A 19,003-nucleotide genomic window follows, 5' to 3' on the forward strand; every position below is an offset into this window, starting at 1 on the left:
GATGCCTGAGACGGTGACCGGCGAGCGGGTCGTCACCTCCGCGGGCGGGTTCAACCCGACCTACCAGCGTCACGTCGCCGCCTACCGGCTCGCCGGGGCGCTGCTCGGCCCCGGCCGGGTGCTCGACCTCGGTTGCGGGACCGGCCACTCCTACCGTGAGCTCGCCCCACGGGAGACGGTCGGCACCGACATCGCCGCCGAAGTGCTCGCCGGACAGGAGCGCGACACCGTCGTCGCGGACATGCGCGCCCTCCCGTTCCCCGACGGAAGCTTCAGCTCGGTCTTCTCGGTCCACTCGATCGAGCACGTCCCCGACCCCGAACGGGTGATCGCCGAGGTTCGTCGCGTGCTCGTGCCCGGCGGCCGGGCGATCTTCGTCACCCCCAACCGGCTCACCTTCGGCCGGCCCGACGAGATCATCGACCCCTACCACTACATCGAGTTCGACGCTGCGGCCCTGCGCGCCCTCTGTGCCCCGTTTGACCGGGTGTCGCTGTCGGGCCTGTTCGGGTCCCAGCGCTACCTGTGCCTCGTCGACACCGAGCACGCCGAGCTCGACCGGCTCCTCGCCCTCGACCCGCTCGGCCTGCGCCGGCGGATCCCGCGCGGCCTGCGCCAGCGCCTCTATGACTGGCGGCTCTCGCGTAGCCGGGCGCTCGCGCTCCCTGGGGCCGAGGCGATCACCCCCGAGGACTTCACCCTCCGCGCCGGGGATGACCGGACCCTCGCGAGCGCGCTCGATCTCGTCGCCGTCTGTGATCGCTCGCCCGAAGTCCTCTAGCCTCCCGCCCCGGAGTGAGGCGCCGATGACTGACACCCCCCCAGCGACTGCCTCGGCGAACGTGATCGTCGTGATGCCGGCGATGAACGCCGCGCGGACGCTCGAGCGGACCTTTCACGCGATCCCGCGGGAGGTGGTGAGCGAGGTGATCCTCGTCGACGACAACTCGACCGACGCGACCGCGGACGTTGCGCGGTCGCTGCCGCTCCACTTCATCTGGCATCCCCACAACGTCGGTTACGGCGGCAACCAGAAGACCTGCTACCTCGAGGCGCTGCGCCGTGGCGCGGATGTCGTCGTGATGCTGCACCCGGACGGGCAGTACGAGCCCGCGCTCATCCCCGACCTGATCGCGCCGATCCTCGCCGGGGAGGCGGACATGGTCCTCGGCTCCCGGCTCGCCGAACCGGGCGCGGCGCGGGCGGGCGGGATGCCGCTGTACAAATACCTCGCCAACCGGACGCTGACGGCGATCGAGAACCGGTTGATGGGCATTCACGCGACCGAGTTGCACACCGGCTACCGCGCCTACTCCCGTGACTTTCTGCTGACGATCCCGTTCTTGCGCAACTCGATCGACTTCGTCTTCGACTCCGAGGTGCTGATGCAGGCCTCGGCCTTCGGCCTGCGGATCACCGAGGTTCCGGCCAACTCCCGCTACTTCGCCGACGCCTCTTCGATCTCGCTCCGGCCCTCGATCGTCTACGGCCTCAAGACGCTGTGGATCGGGGTGCGACTCGTGCTCCACCGCCACCGCATCTGGCCCTCGCGCAAATTCCAGCCCTGATGGTCGCCACCACGCTGGCCGACAGCGCGCTGCTCGTGCTCGCGAGTCTCGGCCTCGGCGTGGCCGCGCTGCGGATCGCCTCCGGCCTCGCACCGGCCGGCCTGCCCCGCGTCATCGCGGCCGTCGCCCTCGCCGCGGCCGGCGCCGTCGCCGAGGCGCTCGGCCTCGGCCTTGCCGGCCTCGGTGGCAGCCCGGTCGCGCTCACCCTCGCTGCGGTCCTCACCGCGGCGGTGACGGTGGTACTCACGCCCCGTCCCGGGGTCGGCCTCCTCAGTGAGGCGGCCACATCGTGGGCGGCAGCGAGCTGGCCGGCCCGCCTTGGGCTCGGCGCCGCGGGCGGCGGCCTCGCCGCCGTCCTGCTCATCCAACTGCACCGGCCGGTCCTCGGCCAGGACGCGGTCACCTACCACCTGCCGGAGGTGATCGGTTTCGTCCAGTCCGGGCACACCGGGGCGGTGCAGTCCCTCTTCTACGGGCTGCCGGTCGGCAACTATCCGATCACCGAGGAGGTCCTGCTCGCCTGGGCGACCGGCATCGCCCACGGGTTCGCGCCCGCGCTCGTGCTGACGGTCGCCAACGTCGGCCTGCTGCTCGGCGCCGGCTGGCTCACGCTCGCCGAGCTGGAGGTCCCCGCCGGGCTGCGCGTCCTCGCGCTTGCCGCGCTCGCGCTCGTTCCGCTGATCACTCAGGCGTGGGTGCAGCCGGGCACCGACCTGGAGGCGACCGCGTGGATGGTCTGCACCGTCGCCCTCGCGCTGGCGGCGCGCCGGCACCCCGGCCTCCTCGCGGCGGCCGTCGTCTGTGCCGGTCTCGCGCTCGGCACCAAGACGACGGTGCTCACCTACAGCGTCGGCATCCTCCTCGTCGCCGCGGTTCGCCAACGCCGCGAGCTCGCCCGGTCCTGGCGCCCGCTCGTCGCGGCCGTCCTGCTCGCCCTGGCCACGGGCGCGATCTGGTACCTGCGCAACTGGGTCCAGCACGGCTCGCCGCTGTGGCCGTTCTCCTCCTTTCCGGGCGGAGCCCCCGAGCCGGCGATCATCGCCTACCTGCACACGCCGCTGCTCGCCAGCCTTGGCCCGACGCTGTTCGACCATCTCGGCGCCTACGTCGCGGCCCTGTCGGGGTCGGTGCCGCTGATCCTCGCCGGGTTTCTCGCCGCCCTCGGACTGCTCGCGGGCCTCCGACGCCTGCACCTGCCACGCCGCTACGTGCGGATCGGCGCCGCCGGCCTGATCGTGATCCTCGGGGCACTCGAGTACGCCCTCGGCCCGGTCACGGGCCTGCCCCGCCATGGGGGCGTGCTCGTCGCCGTCGTCGGCTCGACGCTGCGGTACCTGTTCCCCGTCATCGCCGCCGGCACCCTCGCCCTCGCCCTCGCCGCCGCCGACCCCCGGCCGCCGATCGCCTGGCTCGCGCGGCTCGTGCTCGCCGGCGCACTCGTCTGGGATCTCAGCTCGGACCTTCCCGCCCACTTCAGCCTGGCCTTCGACGGCTGGCTGTGGCCGGGGCTCGGGACCGGATTGCTGCTCAGCGTCGTCCTCGGCGCCCGCGCCCGCGCCCGCGTGAGGGGCCGCTCGTCGTCTGCCCGCCTCGCCCGCCCGGACGCCGACTCCCAACCGGCGCCCGGGCCCGCGCCCCGCCCCGTCCCGGTCGTGTTCTCCCTGCTCACCGGAGTGGCGCTCGCTGCGCTGTTCACGGTCGGACTCACGGTCGGCTCCCGCCACTTCAGCCTCCGCCACGCGGCCGTCAGCACCGACTTCGCGACGGCGGTGAGCGCCTTCCTCGACACCCAGCCGGCTTACACGGCCACCGACGCCCCGGTCGCGACGACCAAGACCGGCCTCGCTCCCCTCGCCGGGGACCGGCTCCAGCACCGGCTCTCGCTGATCCCGGTCGATGCGAGCTGTGCGCGTGTCGCGGCGATTGGACGCCGGCACTGGATCGTGCTCGCGATCACCCCGCCGGCGGCCCGCAGCGGCATCCTCGCGCGGATCGCCCCCTACGGGAGCGCCGAGGCGTGCCTCGCCCGCCGCCCGCCCGCCTTCGATGACGGCCAGTACGCCGTCTACGCGCCTTGGCAGACCCTCGCCAACCTGTCATAATCTCAGTCAGAACGACTAAGATTTTGTCCAGCTGAGGTTAACCGACCCTGCCGGACCCGCCCGACCCGAGGATCCCCCATGCACCCCGACCGCTTCACGATCAAGGCACAGGAGGCCCTCAGCGCCGCCCAGGCGCTCGCCTCCCAGCGCCAGAACCCCCAGACGACCCCCGAGCACCTGCTCGCCGCCCTGCTCGACCAGGCCGACGGCATCGTCATCCCCGTCCTGCGCAAGCTCGGGGTCGACCCCGCCGCGGTCTCTGCGACGCTCGCTCCCGCGCTGGACCGTCTGCCCCGCCTCAGCGCCCAGGCGTCCGGCGGTGAGCCGACCGGCGGCTCCAGTGACCTGATCCGCGTCCTCGGCGCCGCCGAGCAGGAGATGCGCCAGCTCGGCGACAGCTACATCTCGACCGACCATCTTCTGCTTGCCCTTGCCGCCGACCCATCGACGGCCGGGGACGTCCTGCGCTCCGTCGGCGCCGGGCACGACCCGCTCGCCCGGGCCGTCCTCGAGGTGCGCAACGGCCAGCAGGTGACCGGCCAGAACCCCGAGGACACCTTCCAGTCGCTGCAGAAGTACGGGCAGGACCTGACCGAGGCGGCCGCCCAGGGGCGGCTTGACCCGGTGATCGGCCGCGACGAGGAGATCCGCCGCGTGATCCAGGTGCTGAGCCGGCGGACGAAGAACAACCCGGTGCTGATCGGCGAGCCCGGCGTCGGCAAGACGGCGATCGTCGAGGGGCTCGCCCAGCGGATCGTCTCCGGGGACGTTCCCGAGAGCCTGCGGGACCGGCGCGTGATCGCCCTCGACATCGCCGCGATGGTCGCTGGTGCCAAGTACCGGGGCGAGTTCGAGGACCGGCTCAAGGCGGTCCTCAAGGAGGTCACCCAGGCGCGGGGCAGCATCATCCTGTTCATCGACGAGCTGCACACGATCGTCGGCGCCGGCGGCGGAGAGGGGGCGATGGACGCCGGCAACATGCTCAAGCCGATGCTCGCCCGCGGGGAGCTGCGCGCCGTCGGGGCGACCACCCTCGACGAGTACCGCAAGCACATTGAGAAGGACCCCGCGCTCGAGCGTCGCTTCCAGACCGTGTACGTCGGCGAGCCGACCGTCGAGGACACGATCGCGATCCTCCGCGGGCTCAAGGACCGCTACCAGCTCCACCACAACGTCAAGATCCAGGACTCCGCCCTCGTCGCCGCCGCGACGCTGTCGGACCGCTATATCGCCGACCGCTTCCTCCCTGACAAGGCGATCGACCTCGTCGATGAGGCGGCGAGCCGGATCCGGATGGAGAACGACTCCAAGCCGACCGAGATCGATGAGGTCGATCGCCACATCATGCAGCTGGAGATCGAGCTCGAGTCGCTCAAGGACGACGCCGACCCGGGAACGGTCGCGCGCCGCGAGCAGCTCGAGCGCCTGCTCGCCGAGGAGCGGGAGCGGTCGGGGGCGATGACCGCCGAGTGGCAGCGTGAGAAGGAGACGATCGGGGCCGCCCAGACGCTGCGTGAGCAGCTCGACAACGCCCGGATCGAGCTCGAGAAGGCCCAGCGGGCCGGGGATCTCGCTCGCGCCGCCGAGCTGCGCTACGGGACGATCCCCGAACTGGAGAAGGCGCTCGGGGCGGCCGAGGACGCCGAGGAGGCGGCGACCGCGAGCGGCTCGAAGTACCTCAAGGACTACGTTGACGCCGAGGACGTTGCGGAGATCGTCGCCAAGTGGACGGGCGTGCCGGTCAGCCGCCTGCTTGAGGGGGAGATCGAGAAGCTCGTCCACATGGAGGAGCGCCTCCACCGCCGGGTGATCGGCCAGGACGAGGCCGTCGACGCGGTCGCCTCTGCGCTGCGCCGCTCCCGGGCGGGCCTGCAGGACCCGGACCGCCCGATCGGCTCGTTCCTGTTTCTCGGGCCGACCGGGGTCGGCAAGACCGAGCTCGCCCGGGCGCTCGCGGAGTTCATGTTCGACACCCAGGACGCGATGGTCCGCATCGACATGTCCGAGTACATGGAGAAGCACGCCGTCAGCCGCCTGATCGGCGCCCCGCCCGGATATGTCGGCTACGACGAGGGCGGCCAGCTCACCGAGGCGGTGCGGCGGCGCCCCTACAGCGTGATCCTCCTCGACGAGGTCGAGAAGGCCCATCCGGACGTGTTCAACACGCTCCTGCAGGTCCTCGACGACGGCCGCCTCACCGACGGCCAGGGACGCACCGTGTCGTTCAAGAACACCGTGCTGATCATGACCTCGAACATCCCGGGCGGCCGGGCTGGGGCGGAGGGTCACTTCCGGCCCGAGTTCATCAACCGCCTCGACGACATCGTCGAGTTCGCTCCGCTGCGCCGCGACCAGATTGCCGAGATCGTCGAGCTCCAGGTCGACCGGGTGATCCGCCGCGTCGCCGAGGCGCGGGAGATCACCCTCACCCTCGACGCGGACGCCGCGACGCTGCTGGGCAACCTCGGCTATGACCCGATCTACGGCGCCCGGCCGCTCAAGCGGGTGATCCAGAAGCGGCTCGTGGATCCGCTCGCCCTGGCGATCCTCGAGGGCCGCTTCCGGCCTGGTGACCACGTCGAGGTGACCGCCGCCGACGGCGAGATCGTCCTCGCGCGCGCCGGGGTGCCCGCGTCACTGTGAGCGGCCCCTGCTGTGAGTGGTCCACCGTGGACCACTCACAGCCCACGGCGCACCGGCCCTGCGAATCCTCGCGCCGGCTGCGGTGCTCCCTAGCCGACGCTGACGCGCAGCCGGGCGACCCGTCCGGGCGGTCGGTCCGTCGGCCCGGCGACGGTGTCGATCAGCAGCGTCCAGGTGCCGGACGTGGGCCGGAAGGGAAACAGCGGCCGGCCCGGCGCGATCAGGGCACCGCACTGGCCCCGGCTCTCCCCGAGCGCGACGGTGGCGGCCGCCCGACCGGACGGGGCGAGGTAGTGCAGGTAGAGGCGGACCTCCGGGCCGGACGGAGCGAAATCCCAGGCCTCGAACGTGACGCGGCGGCGCGGGGAGGACCCGGCACCGGCGGTGAACAGCGCTCCCGTGGGGCGGGTGACCGTGAACTGCGCACTCGCGGTCACCGATCCGTCCGTTGCCGTTGCCGTGTCGGCGCTCTGGGCGACCCCGGCGGGCAGGCCTCCGGGGAGGACGGCGGTGAAGAAGTCGCCGGTCCTGGCGGTCAGGCTCTGGCCGAAGTCGACGCCGTCGATGGCGAGGTCGAAGGGTGCGTCCGGGGCAAAGCCGCTGCCGCTCAGGTTGACCCGGTCTCCGACGAGCTCGCAGGCGTGCAGAACGGCGAGCCGTGGGCCGGGGGCGGGGGAGACCGTCACGTGCAGCACGGCCGGAAATGGTACAAGTGAGCCACCCGTCGACGGAGAGGAGGCACCGTGCCCACCTACATCATGCTCACCACCCTCACCCCCGAGGGCGTGCAGACGCTGCGCAACAACCCGGACCGGATCAAAGAGGTCAACCGTGAGGTCGAACAGCTCGGGGCGAAGGTCATCGCCCAATGGGCGACCATGGGTCGCTGTGACTTCGTCAACGTGATCGAGGCCCCGGATGAGGCGACGATCATGCGTGTCTCGGTTGAGCTGAGCGCCCGCGGCACCGGTCGCTATGAGACGCTGCCGGCTGTCCCCATCGATGCCTTCATCTCCCTCCTCTGACCGCCGGTGAGAGCCGCCTCGACCCGCCGCGTGCGGCGAACCCGCTGCCCGTGAGCGGCCCGGTCGTGCTCGTGGTCGGCTCCGGCGGCCGTGAGCACGCGATCCTTGACGCCCTCGCTCGCTCCCCGCGGCGGCCCCAGCTGCACGCCGCGCCCGGCAACCCGGGGATCGCGGGGATCGCCACCGTCCATCCGGTGCCCGCCGCCGACGTGCCGGGGATCGTCACCCTCGCCGGCGAACTCGAGGCCGAGCTCGTCGTGATCGGGCCGGAGGCGCCGCTCGCCAACGGGGTCGTCGACGCGCTGGCGGCGGCCGGGATCGCCTGCTTCGGACCGACCGCCGCGGCTGCTCGCCTCGAGGGCTCCAAGGCGTTCTGCAAGGACGTGCTCGCCGCCGCCGGGGTCCCGACGGGCGCTCACACCGTCGTCGAGACCGTCGCCGCCGGGCTCGCGGCGATCGGTGACCGGTTCCCGGCGGTGATCAAGGCCGATGGGCTCGCCGCCGGCAAGGGGGTCGTCATCGCCGGCGATGCCGCCGAGGCGCGGGCGGCGCTGGAGAGCTTCCTGATCGAGCACCGCTTCGGCACGACGCGGGTCGTCGTCGAGGAGTACCTCGAGGGGGAGGAGTGTTCGCTGTTCGCCCTCTGTGACGGGGTCTCGGCGCTGCCGCTCGCCTCCGCTCAGGACTACAAGCGGATCGGGGACGGGGACGCGGGTCCCAACACCGGCGGGATGGGCGCCTACTCGCCGCTGGGACGGATCGACGCGGCCGCGGCCGCGTCGATCTGCGCGCGCGTGCACCAGCCCGTCCTCGACGAACTCGCCCGCCGTGGCAGCCCATTCCACGGACTCCTCTACGCCGGGCTGATGCTGACCGCCGACGGCCCGCAGGTGATCGAGTTCAACGTCCGCTTCGGCGACCCGGAGACCCAGGCGATCCTGCCGCGGCTGCGCAGCGACCTGCTCGAGCTGATGCTCGCCGCGTCGGTCCCCGGCGGGCTGGCGGGGGTGAGCCTCGAGTGGGATCCCCGTCCCGCCGTCACCGTCGTCCTCGCCTCCGCCGGCTACCCGGAGTCGGGCGGTCCGCCGGTGGTGATCGACGGGCTCGACGCGCTCCCTGACGGGGTGCATCTCACCCACGCGGGCACCCGCCGCGAGGCGGACGGGAGCGTGCTCACCGACGGCGGCCGAGTGCTCAATCTCACCGCCCTCGGGGACGATCTCGCCGCCGCGCGCACGCTCGCCTACGCCGGCGCGGCGGCCGTCAGCTTTCCCGGGGCGCAGATGCGAACCGACATCGCCGCCGCGGCCGCGTCGAGCGGCCACGGTCCAGCCGGGCCGCCAACCGGGTCGACCGGCTCGGTCGCCCGCTAGCCTGCCGCGAGATGCGCCGCCGGTCCGCCTCTCTCTGGCTCGTCTCGCTCGCGCTGCTCGGCCTTCTCGCCGGCTCCGGCCTCGCGCGGCCACCGGCCGCCGCCGCCGGGTCGCGGGCCGCCGGGTCGGGGTCGGCGAGCGCGTCGGATCCGGTGACGCTCACCACCCCCGCAAACGGCGGCCTGATCATCGACGCCCAGCCGACCTTCGCCGGGGCTGCGCAGAACGCTCCGGCCGCCTCCGGTCAGGTCACCGTTGACGTCTACGCAGGCACCAGCGCCGGCGCGCTGCCCGTCGAGGTGCTCAGCGCCGACGTGCATTCGGGCGCCTACACGGTGACCGCCGTCGGCCTCCCCGACGGCACCTACACCGCGACGGCGTCCGAGACCGCCACGAGCAGCGGTCTCGCGACGAGCGCGCCGGTCACCTTCCAGATCTTCAGCGCCCCGCCACAGGTGACCCTCACCGCCCCGCCGGCGCCGATCACGACGCCTGCGCCGACCCTCACCGGCACCGCGTCGACCCAACCCGGAGCCGGGCAGAGCGTCGACATCATCCTCTGGTCCGGTTCGGGCACCGACTCGACGCCACTGGCGATGCTGCCGGGCACCGTCGCGGCCGACGGCAGCTTCAGCGTGCAGGTGCGCCCCGGTCTCGCGGTCGGCACCTACACGGCGGTCGCCGGCCAGCAGCTCGCCTCCGGGCCGAACTTCAGCCGGCCGGTCACCTTCGCCATCACCACCGCACATGCGGTGCTGAGGCTCACCACTCCCAGGCCGGGAGCGAGCGAACCCCAGAGCGCGGTCCGTTTCTCCGGCAGCGCCGGTGCTGCCTACGGTGACAGCCCGCACGTCACCGTCACCCTCTACAGGGGCCGCCGCGCTGCCGGCCGCCCGATCGGCCGGGCCGTCGTCGCCCGGACCGCGACGAGCTGGTCGCTGCGCTGGCGGCGGACTCTCGCGCTTGGGATCTACACCGTCGCGATCGGCCAGGCCAACGTCGTCAACCGGGTCACCCGGGTGACCCGCACCTTCCGGGTCGCCGCCCCCGCCTCCCTGATCGGCCCGCCGGGGATCACCGCGGCCGGCCGGGTGAGTGCGACGGTCAGCTGCCTCCCTGAGGCGGGGAGCTGCCACGGAGACGTCCTCATTCTCACTCAGGCGCCGTTCACTCCCCAGTACGGCGGGCCTCACGGTCGGCTGTCGCTGCTGTTTGCCCACTTCAGTCTCCCGGCCGGCGCCCGGGAGACCCTCACCGCCCAGCTGAGCGCCCCGGTCCGGCGGGTGCTCGTCCGGGCCCGGCAGTTCAGTCTCGTCGACACCGTCATCTACCCGCTCGGTTCGCGCCTCGCCGAGCTGACCCGCACAACCGCGCGAGTGAGCGTCGGCTGAGGGCCCCGAGCGCCTTCTAAGCTCGGGGCCGATGATCGCTCGCTACACCCGCCCGGAATTCGGCGACCTGTGGTCCGATCACGCCCGCTTTGAGGCGATCCGCCAGGTTGAGGTCGCCGCCTGTGAGGAGATGGACGGCCCGACGGATGCGGAGATGGTCGCGATCCGGGCGGCCAGCTTCACCGTGGAGGCGGTGCTCGAGCGCGAGCGCGTCACCGACCACGACACGGCCGCGCTCGTCGACGTGCTCGCCGCCTCCGCCGGCCCGGCCGGCCGCTGGATCCACTACGGGCTCACCTCCTCTGACGTGCTCGACACGGGCCTCGCCCTGCAGCTGCGGGCCGCCGGGGAGCTGATCCTGCCCGACGCCCGGGCCCTCGTCACCGCCCTCGCCGAACAGGCCCGCGCCCACGTCGACACCCTCTGTGTCGGGCGTACCCACGGCATCCACGCCGAGCCGACGAGCTTCGGGATCAAGCTCGCCGGGTTCGCCTTCGAGGCCCACCGCAACCTCGAGCGGCTCGAGCGGGCCTTCGCGGAGGTGGCGGTCGGCGCCCTGTCGGGCGCCGTCGGCACCTACGCCGCGACCTCCCCGGCCTTTGAGGCCCGGGTACTCGCCCGGCTCGGTCTCACCGCCGAGCCGGTCTCCACCCAGGTCGTCCCGCGGGATCGGCACGCCGCGCTGCTCGAGGCGATCGCCCTCGCCGGCACCGGCCTCGAGCGCCTCGCCACCGAGATCCGCCACCTCGCCCGCACCGAGCTGTCGGAGGCGCGTGAGCCGTTCCGGCCCGGCCAGAAGGGCTCCTCGGCGATGCCGCACAAGCGCAACCCGATCGCCGCCGAGCAGATCACAGGGCTCGCCCGCGTCCTCCGGGCCGACGCGACCGCGGCCCTGGAGAACGTCGCGCTGTGGCACGAGCGCGACATCTCCCACTCGAGCGTCGAGCGGATCATCCTCCCGGACGCGACGACCCTGTTCGACCACATGCAGCGGCGGATGCTCAGGCTCATCCGCGGCCTCGAGATCAACCCGGCGGCGATGGCGGAGAACCTCGAGCTCACCCACGGCGCGATCTTCTCCCAGCGGCTGCTGCTCACCCTCGTGGAAACCCGCGGGCTCAGCCGCGATGAGGCCTACCGGATCACCCAGGCCCTCACCCAGCGCGCCTTCGACACCCGCGTCCATCTGCGCACGCTGCTGGCCGACGGAGAGGGCGGGCCGGCCTGTGAGGGCCTCGACCTCGACGCGATCTTCTCCTACGCCCCGTATGTCCGTTACGCCCAGGAGATCGTCGGGCGCCTCGATAGGATCGTGCCGTGAGCGCGCTCAGCGACCTGCCCCTCCTCAGCGCGGGCAAGGTACGCGACGTCTATGACCTGTCCGACCGGCTGCTGCTCGTCGCCACCGACCGCATCTCCACCTATGACGTCGTCCACCCGACCCCGATCCCGGGCAAGGGCGCGGTGCTGACCGGCCTCACCGCCTTCTGGCTCGAGCGGGCCGGCGCGATCGTGCCCCACCATCTCCTGTCGGTTCTCGACGGGGTGCCCGACGCGGTTCGCGGCCGGGCGATGGTCGTCAAGAAGCTGGCGATGCTGCCCGTCGAAGCGGTCGTGCGCGGCTACCTCAGCGGCAGCGGCTGGCGTGACTATCAGGCCACCGGCCAGGTGTCGGGAATCGCGCTGCCGGCCGGGATGGAGGAGTCCGACCGCCTGCCCGAACCGATCTTCACCCCGTCGACGAAGGCGGCCGCCGGTCACGATGAGGCGATCGACTTCGGCGCTGCGGCCGCGCTGATCGGCTCTGCGGACCTCGCCGCGCAGCTGCGCGAGCGGGCACTGGAGCTCTACCGCCTCGCGGCCGGACACGCCGCGCAGCGCGGGATCATCCTCGCCGACACGAAGTTCGAGTTCGGCCTCGACGCCGACGGAGTGCTCACCCTCGCCGATGAGGTCTGCACCCCCGACTCGAGCCGGTTCTGGCCCGCCGCCGAGTACGCGCCAGGCCGCCCCCAGGCAAGCTTCGACAAGCAGTACGTGCGCGACTGGGCGACCGCCACCGGCTGGGACAAGCGCCCGCCCGCCCCGGCGATCCCCGCTGACATCGTCGCGGCGACCGCAGCCCGTTATCAGGAGGCGTGGGTGCGGCTCACCGACACGCCGTTCTCGGACTGGCTCACCGCCACGCGCGCCGATCCGGCGCGCGTCGGTCTCGGCGCCCCGGGTGCCGAGACCGCAAGCGTCGTCCCTGACCGTTTCAATCACCCCGACTCCCCGGAGGCCTGACGTGCCGCGCGCCCGTGTTCTCATCCGCCCCAAGGCGGGCATCCTCGACCCGCAGGGCCAGGCGGTCGAGCGGGCGCTGCCCCAACTCGGGTTCACGGGCGCCGCCAACGTCCACGTCGGCCGACTGATCGAGCTCGACGTCGAGGACATCGCCGAGGTGGCGGGGATGTGTGAGCGGCTGCTCGCCAACCCGCTGATCGAGGAGTACGAGGTCATCGAGCTTGCGTCCGCTTCCGCCGGAGAGCCGTCGGCGTGAAGTTCGGGATCCTGCGCTTCCCCGGCACCTGTGACGAGCGCGATGCCGCCGGCGCCGTCGGCCGCCTCGACGGGGTGGAGGCGGAGATCCTCCCCCACCACGACCGCGACCTGCGCGGTGTCGACGCGGTGATCGTCCCCGGAGGGTTCTCCTACGGGGACTATCTCCGCACCGGGGCGATCGCTCGCTTCGCCCCGGTGATGGAGTCGGTGACCGAGTTCGCCGCGGCGGGCGGGATCGTGCTCGGCATCTGCAACGGCTTCCAGATCCTCTGTGAGGCGGGGCTGCTGCCCGGCGCGCTTCTGCCCAACCCGTCACTGCGCTTCCTCTTTCGCCAGGTGCGCCTCTCGGTCGTCGATCCCGAGTGCGCCTTCACCAACGCCTGCCCGCTCACCCTGTCGGTCCCGGTCAAGCACACGACCGGGCGCTACTACAGCCCCGACCCGGTCGACGTCGTGTTCAAGTACGCCCCCGGGGAGAATCCGAACGGGTCCCAGGACGACATCGCCGGGGTCCGCAACGCGGCCGGGAACGTGCTCGGCCTGATGCCCCACCCCGAGCATGCCGTCGACCCGCTCTGTGGCGGTTCCGCGGACGGTCTGACGATCTTCGCCTCCATCGCCGCCCACCTTCGGGCGTCCGCGTCGACCCCTGCCACCCCGGCCGGCTGAGGCGATCACGACCATGGCCACCCACACCGAACTCGGTCTCAGCGACCACGAGTACGCGCTCATCCTCGCCGGGCTCGGCCGCGAGCCGGGCCCCGTCGAGCTGGCGATGCTGAGCCTGATGTGGTCCGAGCACTGCGCCTACAAGCACTCGCGCCGACTTCTGGGCAGGCTTCCGACGGACGGGCCTCACGTGCTCGTCGGCCCGGGGGAGAACGCCGGCGCCGTCGACGTCGGCGGCGGCCTCGCCGTCGCCTTCAAGGTCGAGTCCCACAACCACCCGTCCGCGGTCGAGCCCTTCCAGGGCGCGGCCACCGGGGTCGGCGGGATCCTCCGTGACGTGTTCGCGCTCGGGGCGCGGCCGATCGCGCTGCTCGACTCGCTGCGCTTCGGTGAGATCGCCGACTCGGCCCGGTCGCGCTACCTGCTCGAGCGCGCGGTCGCCGGGATCGGCCACTACGGCAACTCGATCGGCGTGCCGACGGTCGGGGGGGAGATCTACTTCGAGGCCGAGTATGAGCAGAACTGCCTGATCAACGTGATGGCCGTCGGGCTCGCACCCCACGAGCGCCTCACCTCGAGCGCCGCCGTCGGGGTGTCCAACTCGCTCGTCCTGCTCGGGGCGCTCACCGGCCGGGACGGGATCGGCGGTGCCTCCGTGCTCGCGAGCGCCGAGCTGTCCGGCGGCGAGGACGCCAAGCGCCCGACCGTCCAGATCGGGGACCCGTTCGCGGAGAAGAAGCTGCTCGAGTGCTGCCTGGAGCTGCTCGACCTGGGGCTGCTCGCATCCCTCCAGGACCTCGGCGCGGCCGGGCTGACGAGCGCCGCCTCTGAGATGGCGGCCAAGGGCGGCGTCGGCATCGACATCGACGTCGCCTCGGTCCCCCTCCGCGAAACGGACATGGAGCCGTTCGAGATCATGGTCTCCGAATCCCAGGAGCGGATGCTGTGTGTCGTCGAGCCCGCCCGGGTCGCCGCCGTCCTCGAGGTGTGTGAGCGCTGGGAGGTGCTCGCCACCCCGATCGGACAGGTGACCGAGCCGGCCGGCGGGGTCGGCGCCTTCCGCGTCCTTCGCCACGGCCGGGTCGTCGGCGAGCTGCCCGTCTCCCTGCTCGTCGACGACTGTCCACGCTATGACCTCGCCCCCGAGGCGCCACCGCGCGGGCTCTATCCGGCCCCGGCGCGACGACTCGACCCGTCAGCGAGCGCCGGGGAGACCCTGCTGGCCCTGCTCGCCTGCGCGAACCTCGCCTCGCGTGCCCCCGTCTTCACCCAGTACGACCCGGTCGTCGGCTCGCGCACGGTGCGCCGGCCCGCGGAGGGCGACAGCGCCGTCCTCGTCCTCGACAACGGCGCCGCGATCGCCGTCGCGATCGACGGCAACGGCCGCCGGGTCGCGGTCAATCCGCGGGCCGGGGCCGCCGAGGCGGTCTATGAGTGTGCGGCCAACCTCGCCTGTGCCGGTGCCGAGCCCCTCGGGCTGACCAACTGCCTCAACTTCGGCAACCCGGAGAAGCCGCACGTCGCCTGGCAGCTCGCAGAAGCCGTCGACGGGCTCGCCGGCGCCTGTGAGACCCTCGGCGTTCCCGTCGTCGGAGGCAACGTCAGCCTCTACAACGAGTCACCGGACGGCCCGATCCTGCCGACCCCGGTCGTCGGCATGGTCGGCCTGCTGCCGGACCCCGAGCGGGCGGGTCGGACCGGGTTCCTTCAGGCCGGTGACGTCATCGCTCTCGCCGGCCGCTTCCACCCCTCCCGGGACGGCTCGGAGATCGCCAAGCTCCACGGGCTCGCCCCGGAGGGCGAACTGCCGACCAAGGACCTCGGCGGGCTCGCGGCGACCCACGCCCTCATCCGCGACGGGGTCCGCTCGGGGGTCTTCCACAGTGCCCACGACATCGCGGAGGGCGGCATCGCCACCGCGCTCGCCGAGTGCGTTCTCGCAGGCGGCGTCGGCGCGGAGGTCACCCTGCCCGACGGCCTCGACCCCTTCGGTGAGGACCTCGGGACCGCGTTCATCGTCTCCGGGCCGGCGGCGCAGCTCAGCGGCCGGGATGGGCTGGCGGTGCTCGGCACCGTCGGCAGGGAGCGGTTGGTGATCGCAGGGCTGCTCGAGCTCGACCTCAGTGAGCTCACGGCCGCCCACGTCGGCTCGCTCGCCGTCGCCCTCGGCGAGGGGGTCGGGCCGGGCTAGTGCGTGTGGCCGGCGACCGTATCGGTCGCCCCCGGGGGTGAGGGAACGGCGGTCGCGCGGGCGTGCACCCCGGAAATGTCGGTGGCGGGCCCGTGCGGGCCCGCCACCAGCATCTTCATGGGGGACGTTGAAGTCTGACGGCCCGCCGGCGGCCGGTGCGCCTGATCAGGCGCTGAGGGCGCCGACCGTCTGGGTGACGCGGGCCGGCAGGAGCTCGGGGGTCACGTTCGCGTTGTGGGCGACGAGCACGGTCATCAGTTCGGTCGTCTCGTCGATCTCGAGTGCGGCGGCGGGCGAACCGGCCGGCCGCCATGCCGTACTGCCGTGGGCGGGCTTCGCGGTCGCGACGATCATGAGCGCCCCACGGCTGTGATCACGACGCTCCAGTGGCGTGGTCCGCTCCGTGAGCAGCGTCTTGAGGACCCGCTTGCCGTCCTTCCAGGCGTTGAGGTTCGACTCGCCGGCTCGGCGCTCGAGCTCCATCGAGGGCACTTCGGCGATCACCAGTCCCGCCTTGATCGCCGAGCAGATCAGCTCCATCTCAATCTCAAAGCCGTCCGCGGTGAGCGCGAGGCGGTCCAGGTCGGACCGCCAGAAGGCACAGTAGCCGTAGCAGAGGTCCGAGAAGCGGGTCCCGAAGAGGAGATTGGCTGCCCACACGAACCCGAGGTTGCCAAGGTGGCGCAGGAGGGTGAAGTCGATCGACCCGCCGCCGCTGAGATTGCGCGAGCCCTTGACGAAGTCGGCGCCGTCAACGAGCGCGTCGACGAACCGGCCCATCTCTCGCGGATCCGTTGATCCGTCCGCGTCGATCATGACAATGATGTCGCCGGATGCGGCCGCGAACCCGGCCCGGAGGGCGGCGCCCTTGCCGCGCGCGTGTTGGTGGACGACGACGACGTCAGGCCGGTGATCGCTGACGACGAGTTCGGTGCCGTCGATGGAGAGCCCGTCGACGAGTACGACCTCCGACACCCAGCCGGGGATGTTGTCGATCACCCAGCCGATCGACTCCTCCTCGTTGAGGGCGGGTACCACGACGCTCACGGTCGGGTTCGTGGTCCGTCCTCGGTGCGGGTGGGTGCGGGCGAAGGTGGTGGTCATGGTCGATCCCCTGTCTGCCAAGGCGGTTGCCTGATGACCAAATGATCAGAAAACGGAGTGTTCGCTCCCACGGGGAACCACGTCATTTCTTTCGCGGGTCCGCCACAGGCCTCGGTGGACCGGCCCGCAACCTCAATCCGTAGTTTTCCGCACCCGCCCCGCTGTCCGGGCGCTGCCGTGGGCCGCTGATAGCCTCATAGGGTAGCCGCCGTCGTCCGCCGGCGTGCGAGCCCCCCCATGCGCCCCCCTGATGATCACCGCGATGGACCGCGCGACGAGTGCGGTGTCTTCGGCATCTACGCCCCCGAGGGCCAGGACGTCGACGTCGCCCGGCTCACCTACTTCGGTCTCTATGCCCTTCAGCATCGCGGCCAGGAGTCCGCCGGGATCGCCACGGCGCCCGAGCACGGCCAGATCGTCGCCTTCCGTGAGCAGGGGCTCGTCTCCCAGGTCTTCAAGGCTGAGCACGTGCTCCGTTCCCTCGTCGGCAACCTCGCGATCGGCCATGTCCGTTATTCGACGACGGGCTCCTCCCACTGGGAGAACACCCAGCCGATCATCCGCGACGACCGGCGCGCGCTCGCGCTCGCCCACAACGGCAATCTGATCAATGCGGTCGAGCTCCACTCCGAGCTGCGGGGCGACCGGGTCGCCTTCCGCTCGACTTCGGACTCGGAGATCATCGCCGCGCTGCTCTCCCGCAGCCGCGCCGAGGACATCGAGGACGCCGTGACGGAGGTGATGCCCCGCCTGCAGGGCGCCTTCTCGACCGTCCTGATGACCGATGACCGTGTCGTCGCCTTCCGTGACCCGCACGGTCTGCGCCCGCTGTCGATCGGGGTGATCGACGTCGACGGTGGGCAGCCGATCTACTGCGTGGCGTCGGAGACCTGCGCCTTTGACCTGCTCGGTGCCCGCTTCGTGCGGGATGTCGAGCCGGGGGAGATGGTCGTTCTCGACCGGCGCGGACTTCGCTCCCGAATCGTCAACGGGGCCGGACGGCGTGCGTTCTGCCTGTTCGAGTACATCTACTTCGCCCGCCCGGACTCGCGGATGTCCGGCCAGCGGCTGCAGACGACCCGTGGCCGGATGGGGGAGATCCTCTGGCGCGAGGCGCCGGTCGACGCGGATCTCGTGATCGCCATCCCCGACTCGGGAAACGCCGCCGCCCGTGGCCTCGCGCGTGCCGCCAACCTTCCCCAGGACGACGGCTTCATCAAGAACCGCTACGTTGCGCGCACGTTCATCCAGCCGGGACAGCAGCTGCGTCGCAACGGCCTGCGCCTCAAGTTCAACCCGCTCCCCGAGGTCGTCGCCGGTCGGCGCCTGGTCGTCGTCGACGACTCGATCGTGCGCGGCAACACGATGCCGCAGATCGTCGCGATGCTGCGGGATGCCGGCGCGGCGGAGATCCACCTGCGCATCTCCAGCCCACCGATCAAACATCCCTGCCACTACGGGATCGACATGTCGACCCGCGAGGAGATGGTCGCCCACAACCGCAGCGTCGCCGACGTGGCCGAGCTCCTCGGCGCCGACTCGTTGCACTACCTCTCCCTCGCCGGGGTGTATGAGGCTGTCGGCGGGGACGCCGCCCACCACTGTGATGCCTGCTTCACCGGCAGCTATCCGCTGCCGGGGACGGAGGAGGCGACCGGAAAGTTCGCGCTCGAGGCCGTCGAGCTGCCGGTGCTCCGGTAGCGTTCCGTGAACGTCGCGGTCCTCGCCTCCGGCGCCGGCACGAACCTCCAGGCGCTCATCGACCAGCTGCACGGCCGTGACGGACTGGCGATCGTTGCGGTCGCGTCTGACCGGCCGGAGGCGCCCGCGCTCGCCCGGGCTGCCGCCGCCGGCATTCCCAGTCGCGTGTTCCCCCGGGCCGAGCATGGCGGTGACCGTGCGGCCCGCGACCGCGCGATGGCCGGATGGCTGACTGAGGCTGGTGCCGAGCTCGTCGTCCTCGCCGGCTACATGCAGCTCGTCTCGCCGGCGTTCCTCGGCGCCTTCCCGGACCGGGTGATCAACGTCCACCCCGCTCTGCTGCCCGCGTTCCCAGGGCTCGACGCGGTCGGGCAGGCCCTCGACTACGGGGTCAAGGTGTTCGGGGTGACCGTCCACCTCGTTGACGCCGGAGTCGATTCGGGCGCGATCCTGCTCCAACAGACGGTCGCCCTGCCCGAGGCCCGTACCCGGGCTGAGGTCCAGGCCGCGCTCGCGCCGATCGAGCACGCGCTGCTGCCCGCGGCGGTGCGCGCCTTCGCGGACGGGCGGGTGCGCCGGGACCCGGCGCACCCGCGCCGGGTCGTGCTCGAGCAGTGACCGTGCGGAGTGGCCGGCGGCGCTCACCGGGCTGATCGGGCTCGGAGGCCGCGGGCGCGAGCGGAGCTCGCGCC

General features: G+C 72.1%; 17 protein-coding genes. 14 read left to right on the plus strand and 3 right to left on the minus strand.

Translation table 11 applies throughout. The features are described from left to right. The first annotated feature begins 1 nt into the window (after position 1). The 4 genes from M3M55_RS03065 (at position 2) to clpB (ending at position 6,313) form a co-directional block, all read left to right on the plus strand. The gene (locus M3M55_RS03065; protein ID WP_249011355.1) at positions 2–781 is read left to right on the plus strand and encodes a class I SAM-dependent methyltransferase; all 780 of its coding nucleotides are present in this window, start codon (positions 2–4) and stop codon (positions 779–781) included. Positions 782–806: 25 nt separating this feature from the next. Next, positions 807–1,568, plus strand: coding sequence for a glycosyltransferase family 2 protein (locus tag M3M55_RS03070; protein ID WP_249011356.1), 762 nt, complete (start codon positions 807–809; stop codon positions 1,566–1,568). Continuing rightward, on the plus strand, positions 1,568–3,670 hold the full coding sequence (locus M3M55_RS03075; protein ID WP_249011357.1) for a hypothetical protein: 2,103 nt from the start codon (positions 1,568–1,570) through the stop codon (positions 3,668–3,670). The genes M3M55_RS03070 and M3M55_RS03075 overlap by 1 nt, the downstream gene beginning before the upstream one ends. 78 nt (positions 3,671–3,748) lie before the next feature. Next, the gene (clpB, locus tag M3M55_RS03080) at positions 3,749–6,313 is read left to right on the plus strand and encodes an ATP-dependent chaperone ClpB (protein WP_249011358.1); all 2,565 of its coding nucleotides are present in this window, start codon (positions 3,749–3,751) and stop codon (positions 6,311–6,313) included. 89 nt (positions 6,314–6,402) lie between these two features. On the opposite strand, the gene M3M55_RS03085 is transcribed toward clpB, so the two are convergent. Beyond that, complete coding sequence (locus tag M3M55_RS03085; RefSeq protein ID WP_249011359.1) at positions 6,403–7,008, minus strand: hypothetical protein; 606 nt, start codon at positions 7,006–7,008, stop codon at positions 6,403–6,405. Between the two features lie 48 nt (positions 7,009–7,056). Here M3M55_RS03085 and M3M55_RS03090 point away from each other — a divergent pair, with 48 nt between their 5' ends. The 8 genes from M3M55_RS03090 to purL are packed head-to-tail and all read left to right on the plus strand — an operon-like array spanning position 7,057 to position 15,506. Beyond that, complete coding sequence (locus M3M55_RS03090) at positions 7,057–7,338, plus strand: GYD domain-containing protein (RefSeq protein WP_249011360.1); 282 nt, start codon at positions 7,057–7,059, stop codon at positions 7,336–7,338. Positions 7,339–7,388: 50 nt separating this feature from the next. After that, entirely contained in the window at positions 7,389–8,711 is a 1,323-nt protein-coding gene (purD, locus tag M3M55_RS03095; RefSeq protein WP_249011361.1) for a phosphoribosylamine--glycine ligase, read from the plus strand. An 11-nt stretch (positions 8,712–8,722) separates the two neighbouring features. After that, positions 8,723–10,102 (plus strand): hypothetical protein, encoded by a 1,380-nt coding sequence (locus M3M55_RS03100; protein WP_249011362.1) that lies wholly within the window; start codon positions 8,723–8,725, stop codon positions 10,100–10,102. 31 nt (positions 10,103–10,133) lie between these two features. After that, positions 10,134–11,423, plus strand: coding sequence for an adenylosuccinate lyase (gene purB / locus M3M55_RS03105; protein WP_249011363.1), 1,290 nt, complete (start codon positions 10,134–10,136; stop codon positions 11,421–11,423). Next, the gene (locus M3M55_RS03110) at positions 11,420–12,388 is read left to right on the plus strand and encodes a phosphoribosylaminoimidazolesuccinocarboxamide synthase (RefSeq protein ID WP_249011364.1); all 969 of its coding nucleotides are present in this window, start codon (positions 11,420–11,422) and stop codon (positions 12,386–12,388) included. Before purB ends, M3M55_RS03110 begins: the two co-directional genes overlap by 4 nt. Before the next feature lies 1 nt (position 12,389). After that, positions 12,390–12,644, plus strand: a complete 255-nt coding sequence (gene purS, locus M3M55_RS03115) for a phosphoribosylformylglycinamidine synthase subunit PurS (RefSeq protein ID WP_249011365.1) — start codon at positions 12,390–12,392, stop codon at positions 12,642–12,644. After that, on the plus strand, positions 12,641–13,315 hold the full coding sequence (purQ, locus tag M3M55_RS03120; RefSeq protein WP_249011366.1) for a phosphoribosylformylglycinamidine synthase subunit PurQ: 675 nt from the start codon (positions 12,641–12,643) through the stop codon (positions 13,313–13,315). The genes purS and purQ overlap by 4 nt, the downstream gene beginning before the upstream one ends. 13 nt (positions 13,316–13,328) lie before the next feature. Then, complete coding sequence (gene purL / locus M3M55_RS03125; protein WP_249011367.1) at positions 13,329–15,506, plus strand: phosphoribosylformylglycinamidine synthase subunit PurL; 2,178 nt, start codon at positions 13,329–13,331, stop codon at positions 15,504–15,506. On the opposite strand, the gene M3M55_RS17400 is transcribed toward purL, so the two are convergent. Next, the gene (locus M3M55_RS17400; protein ID WP_256469035.1) at positions 15,503–15,625 is read right to left on the minus strand and encodes a hypothetical protein; all 123 of its coding nucleotides are present in this window, start codon (positions 15,623–15,625) and stop codon (positions 15,503–15,505) included. The genes purL and M3M55_RS17400 overlap by 4 nt on opposite strands. A 46-nt stretch (positions 15,626–15,671) precedes the next feature. Then, positions 15,672–16,610, minus strand: a complete 939-nt coding sequence (locus M3M55_RS03130) for a glycosyltransferase family 2 protein (protein WP_249011368.1) — start codon at positions 16,608–16,610, stop codon at positions 15,672–15,674. Between the two features lie 237 nt (positions 16,611–16,847). On the opposite strand from M3M55_RS03130, the gene purF reads away from it, so the two are divergent. Both purF and purN read left to right on the plus strand, forming a co-directional pair. Continuing rightward, positions 16,848–18,311, plus strand: a complete 1,464-nt coding sequence (gene purF / locus M3M55_RS03135; protein ID WP_249011369.1) for an amidophosphoribosyltransferase — start codon at positions 16,848–16,850, stop codon at positions 18,309–18,311. A gap of 6 nt (positions 18,312–18,317) precedes the next feature. Beyond that, a complete protein-coding gene (gene purN, locus M3M55_RS03140) occupies positions 18,318–18,929 on the plus strand; it encodes a phosphoribosylglycinamide formyltransferase (RefSeq protein ID WP_249011370.1) in 612 nt (203 codons plus the stop codon). The last annotated feature ends 74 nt before the right edge of the window (positions 18,930–19,003 follow it).

It is taken from the genome of Conexibacter sp. DBS9H8, from assembly GCF_023330685.1.
Lineage (GTDB): Bacteria > Actinomycetota > Thermoleophilia > Solirubrobacterales > Solirubrobacteraceae > Palsa-465.